Source organism: Nonomuraea sp. NPDC049504 (genome assembly GCF_040676845.1).
GTDB lineage: Bacteria > Actinomycetota > Actinomycetes > Streptosporangiales > Streptosporangiaceae > Nonomuraea > Nonomuraea salmonea.
Map to the genome: position 1 here is coordinate 1 of NZ_JBFAPT010000075.1, position 4,681 is coordinate 4,681.

5 protein-coding genes and 1 pseudogene are annotated in these 4,681 nt (G+C 61.4%); 4 read left to right on the plus strand and 2 right to left on the minus strand.

What is annotated here, in order from left to right; genetic code table 11:
• The 4 genes and pseudogenes from AB0K28_RS51565 to AB0K28_RS51580 all read left to right on the plus strand — a co-directional run.
• Positions 1-453, plus strand: a pseudogene (locus AB0K28_RS51565) (hypothetical protein); the annotation flags it as partial.
• Between the two features lie 1,337 nt (positions 454-1,790).
• Positions 1,791-2,270 carry an RHS repeat domain-containing protein gene (locus AB0K28_RS51570; RefSeq protein WP_364386023.1) on the plus strand — a complete coding sequence of 160 codons (480 nt, stop codon included), beginning with the start codon at positions 1,791-1,793 and terminating at the stop codon, positions 2,268-2,270.
• 22 nt (positions 2,271-2,292) lie between these two features.
• Entirely contained in the window at positions 2,293-2,823 is a 531-nt protein-coding gene (locus AB0K28_RS51575) for a Hint domain-containing protein (RefSeq protein WP_345398578.1), read from the plus strand.
• A 211-nt stretch (positions 2,824-3,034) separates the two neighbouring features.
• Positions 3,035-3,805 (plus strand): hypothetical protein, encoded by a 771-nt coding sequence (locus AB0K28_RS51580; RefSeq protein ID WP_364386026.1) that lies wholly within the window; start codon positions 3,035-3,037, stop codon positions 3,803-3,805.
• A gap of 94 nt (positions 3,806-3,899) precedes the next feature.
• On the opposite strand, the gene AB0K28_RS51585 is transcribed toward AB0K28_RS51580, so the two are convergent.
• Entirely contained in the window at positions 3,900-4,235 is a 336-nt protein-coding gene (locus AB0K28_RS51585; protein WP_364386029.1) for a helix-turn-helix transcriptional regulator, read from the minus strand.
• Positions 4,232-4,681 (minus strand): type II toxin-antitoxin system RelE/ParE family toxin (locus tag AB0K28_RS51590; protein ID WP_364386032.1); only part of this gene is annotated, 450 nt, incomplete at its 5' end. The genes AB0K28_RS51590 and AB0K28_RS51585, both read right to left, overlap by 4 nt.

Here is a 4,681-nt window from a genome sequence, read left to right on the forward strand (position 1 = left end):
CACCGCACCGCCACCCAACGCGTCCACAACCTGACCGTCGAGGACTTCCACACCTATCATGTGGTGGCGGGTACGACTCCGGTCCTCGTACATAATTCCAACGGAACGTGCCCGACAAATCTTCAGCCTGGGAATAGTAAAGCTGCTGCGCGTGGGACTCGTGTCCATAACGGGCCTGAGTGGGGAGAGCATTTGGACTCCCTCGGGTATAAGCCTGGCAATCAGATATCGCCAAATAGCATCCCGGACGGCTTCACTCCCGATGACTTTCCCGTCGAGCTCAAGCCGAATACTAAGAGCGGCATCAAGGCCGGAACTCGCCAGCTGCGACGCTACATGAATGAGATGGGTGTTGATTACGGCGAGCTATGGGCATATCGGGACACGCCGGATGGGGTAGTGTTCGACCTCGTGAGGGTGCCCAACGGGTCCCGCAGATGGATGAAGTGGTGATGTTGGAGTGGCTAAGCCGCTGACTGCGCCAGCCGTGTTGCGCGTGGCCATGGAGCTTGGGGCTATCTCATCAGAGGCTGAAGTGTCACGAAAGGGAGAGGTGCGCTGGGAGTCCCGAGAGTTGGCGTACCTAGGGTGGATATCCAAAGGGGCTGGGGGGACGCTCGCCTGGTACCTGAACGTGGGTGACGCCAAGTTCGGGCCGGCCCTAGAGAAGTACGGACGCATGTCCGTTCCGATTCGCAGCTCCAGTAACAAAATACCATGGCCACAGGCCGTCGACGAACCGTTGGAGGACTTTCTCCAGAAAGGGCTGGGGCAAGCGACTTGTTTCGTAGTCGATCGCACTGACCTAGGTGTGCTGCTTTCTTCCGCAGAAGACGTGCAGCGAGGTGAGCTCTACGCCTGGCTTCCTGTAGCCAACTATCCAGCTCGTCTCGTGCAAGCCCTGGTGTTGGCGCGGGACATCGGTTTGCCTGATCTGGAGTCTCGGATCCGAGCAGAGCTGGAACGAGGGCCGATACAACTGACGAGCGGAAGAACCATGGATGTTCTCGCGTCAGCCAGGGAATGGGCGGGTCGATATTCGAGGGTACTCGGATACGACATCGAGATTTAACATGGATCTCATTCAGAGGCTGGTGAAGCCGTCGGGAGTATTGTCGTGAGCGTATCCCGAATGCGATCCTGAAGTTGGAGGACTGCATACTTGTTCCGGCGGCTGCTGGAAATGGTGACCTCGCCGGCGAAAGCCTTCAAGTAGCAACGAGGGTCGCCGCTGGCTGGTCGAAGGCGGAAGTGGGGGTGGGACAGAACGGAAGATTGGCTGGAGTGGCTGGCCCGCAGGATCCTGGATGTAGCAGGTTCGGCGGCCACTGTGGAGGAGCAGGTCCTCAAGCACGAGTTGTCGAACGTTCGCACCGTTATGTGGACACGCCGGGCTGACGGCAGTAGAGCGCACACCCTCGGTCATCCCGGTCCTTCTGGAGACCCTCGAAGACAGGGGGAGAAGTGGGGCTGAGGGTGCGTGTTGCGGACGGGGAGTTGTTGACTTATTCGGGGTCCAACCGCTTCTGGTGTCTTCTCGATGCTCGGGTGCATCTTGAGAAGGAAGGGCTTTTCCTCTGCTGCCTGGGGGCCCGTCCGGATGTCTTCCCCTCTGGTATGTAGCAGCAGATGGAGTTAGGTCGCGTGGCGACGGTCCTCAGCAGGTTCGGCGGAGAGGGGGAGGTCGTTGACGTCTTCGGGCCGGCTGAAGCGTCGCAGGTGGCTTCCGTGGAGGAGCAGCGTGTTGCCATTCATCGGTTCTTCGGATCGCCTGTGACCGGCGGACGGGATTGGAGTTCCGTGCCGACCGGCTGAAGACCCTCAGCGACGCGGTCAGCTGCCGGTCACTGACCTACGACTACGACGCCGCCGACCGCCTCAGGACGCTCACCTCCGCCAGCCCCGGAGGTAAGCAGGAGTTCGGCTACGACGACCTCGACCGCATCACCAGCCACACCCTGCGCAACGCCGCCGGCAGCCAGCTGGCGAAGATCACCTACGGCTGGGACAAGAACGACAACCTGCTCTCCAAGGTCACCGCGGGCACGGCCGGTGCGGGCACCAACACCTACGCCTACGACCAGGCCGACCGGATGACCTCCTGGACGGCCCCCGACGGCACGACGACCACCTACGAGTGGGACGACTCGGGCAACCGGGTCAAGGTCGGGGACACGCCCTTCGTCTACGACGAGCGCAACCGGCTGCTGTCGGGCGGCGCGACGGAGTACAGCCACCGGAGGCGTCGATTACGACGGCGTCGACTATGACGGTGACCTGCTGTGCCGCAGCATGATCTCCTGCGCCAAGGATGTGGTGGAGGAGCTGGGGGAGAACGCCGCCGAGGACATCGCCGACAGGCTGATCGAAGAGGTCATCGACGCCACGATCCCGGACGTCCCGCTGGACCCGCCTGGTACGACCTGCGCTTTGCCGAACAGCTTCGTCCCCGGCACCCCGGTGCTGATGGCCGACGGCTCGACCAAGCCGATCGAGAAGGTGGAGACCGGCGACGAGGTAGTGGCCACCGACCCGGCGACGGGCCGCACGGAAGCCCGCCCGGTCCTGGCGTTGATCAGTAGCAAGGGCGTCAAGAAGCTGGTCGACATCACCGTCACGGTGGACGGCGCGAAGGACGTCATCACAGCGACGGACAACCACCCGTTCTGGGTCCCGAAGCGAAAGGCCTGGCTGACCGCCGGCGCCCTGCAGCCCGGCATGTGGCTGCAGACCTCAGCCGGCACGTACGTCCAGATCACCGCAGTCGAACACCGCACCGCCACCCAACGCGTCCACAACCTGACAGTCGAGGAAGTGGGGTAGGGACGATGCGCATAACTTCCCTGGATCTCCAGAGTGGGAGGTCCCGAGTAAGAGGAATACGAGGAATCCGGATCTCTATCGGATCCTCGGCCCTAATCGATGGGGAGATTATGGATACACCAACACCCACTATCGTAGGATAAAGGACTTCCCCAAGGAGTGTGGGAGTTAACGGCCCCAGCTGATTGATTCGTGGAGGGAGTAAGTGGCGGTGGACGTCAAGTATGCACTTCGTGAGTTCGGCACTTCGACGTGCATACTTGCCTTGGTCGACATGGAAAACTTCTTCATCGGCGACCGCTCATTCTACGAAGATTTCGAACGCCCAGACGATACGCCTCAGTACGTGCTCTCTGTTCCTTTCATTCGGGCTGAAATGCCTCTCGAACGGAAGTGGAGTGTGGATGATCCATTGATTGTCCCCGGTGACGTGGAACTTGTGATTCTGGATACGTCTCACAACGCCATCGGCCACTACGATCTGAATGACGTGGAGATCTCCCTTGCATCCGATGGGTCCGCTGGACGGTTTCGAGCGACCACAAGTTTGCCTCCGCATGCTTGGGCCAAGCCTGTGTGGGAATCATGGCGCATCGCTCCACCAGCGACGATCAATAAGTGGTGGGACATCCCCGTTGGGCAGCGCGAGGGCTGGGTAGAGGTTGCTTCACACAGCAGAATATCCACCCGCTCCATCGGTGAAGAAATTGTGCTGGATGGTCGAGGGATAGTAGACCTCGCGAGTTTTTTCTGCGCGATAGGCGAGGCCGCGCACGGGCCAGGAGGATATCTCGAATCCAACTTCATGGCATTTTTCGATTGTCTGCGACGCTTGCCCGCAAAGCGTATACGTTGGCGGGACTACGCCGTAGCCGAAGAGCATCTTTCAAAAGTCCTCGATGGTGGTGCAGGTCCGGTCCGATGCATCGACCTGATTCTGGGTGATTTTGCTGCAGCGGGAATGCCCGTGACATTCGAGTAGGCAAGGCCTACTCCTCGATTCGTTTTTCCTTCTGGCTGCCAGGCAGAGGAAGTACCCCCGAGTTGCATGATCGGGCCGTGCAGTGGTGTTCGAGTTATGCGGCGTGGGTGTCGGTGCCGCGCAGGATGTACAGGTCATCGCCGAACACGGCCGAGATCTGGAGTTGCCCGCCGAGGGCCTGTACGTAGCGGGCGATGGCCTCCACGGTGGACACCTCACCGCGTTCAATCTGGGAGACCCGGCTCTTGGTCACTCCCATCAGGTCAGCGAGCTCTGTCTGTGACAGGCCCAGGCTCTTGCGCCGTTCGGCCAGCCGGTGGCCGTCGATGTAGGCCTGATTGCGCCGCCGGGCCTCGGCCACGGCCTCCTCGCCGCCGGAGGTGGCCACGATGTCGGCGCGGACGTCGTTCCACTTGGGAAAGTTCGTCATCGGTTCTTCTCCTCCGTTTCGCGTTCGGCCAGGTATTTCGCGTACAGCTCTTCGGCACGGGGGATGGCCCGCCGATACCAGCCCGTCCAGTCACCGGACTTATCCCCGCCGATCAGCAAAATGGCCGATCGCCACGGATCGAACACAAACAAGATCCGGATCTCGGAGCGACCTGCCGAGCCGGGACGCAGCTCCTTCAGGTTGTGGACCTGAGAGCCTTCCAACTTGTCGACCAGCGGGCGGCCCAGGCTCGGACCGGCCTCGGCCCCGGTCCTGATGGCCGACGGCTCGACCAAGCCGATCGAAAAGGTGGAGACCGGCGACGAGGTAGTGGCCACCGACCCGGCGACCGGCCGCACGGAAGCCCGCCCGGTCCTGGCGTTGATCAGTAGCAAGGGCGTCAAGAAGCTGGTCGACATCACCGTCACGGTGGACGGCGCGAAGGA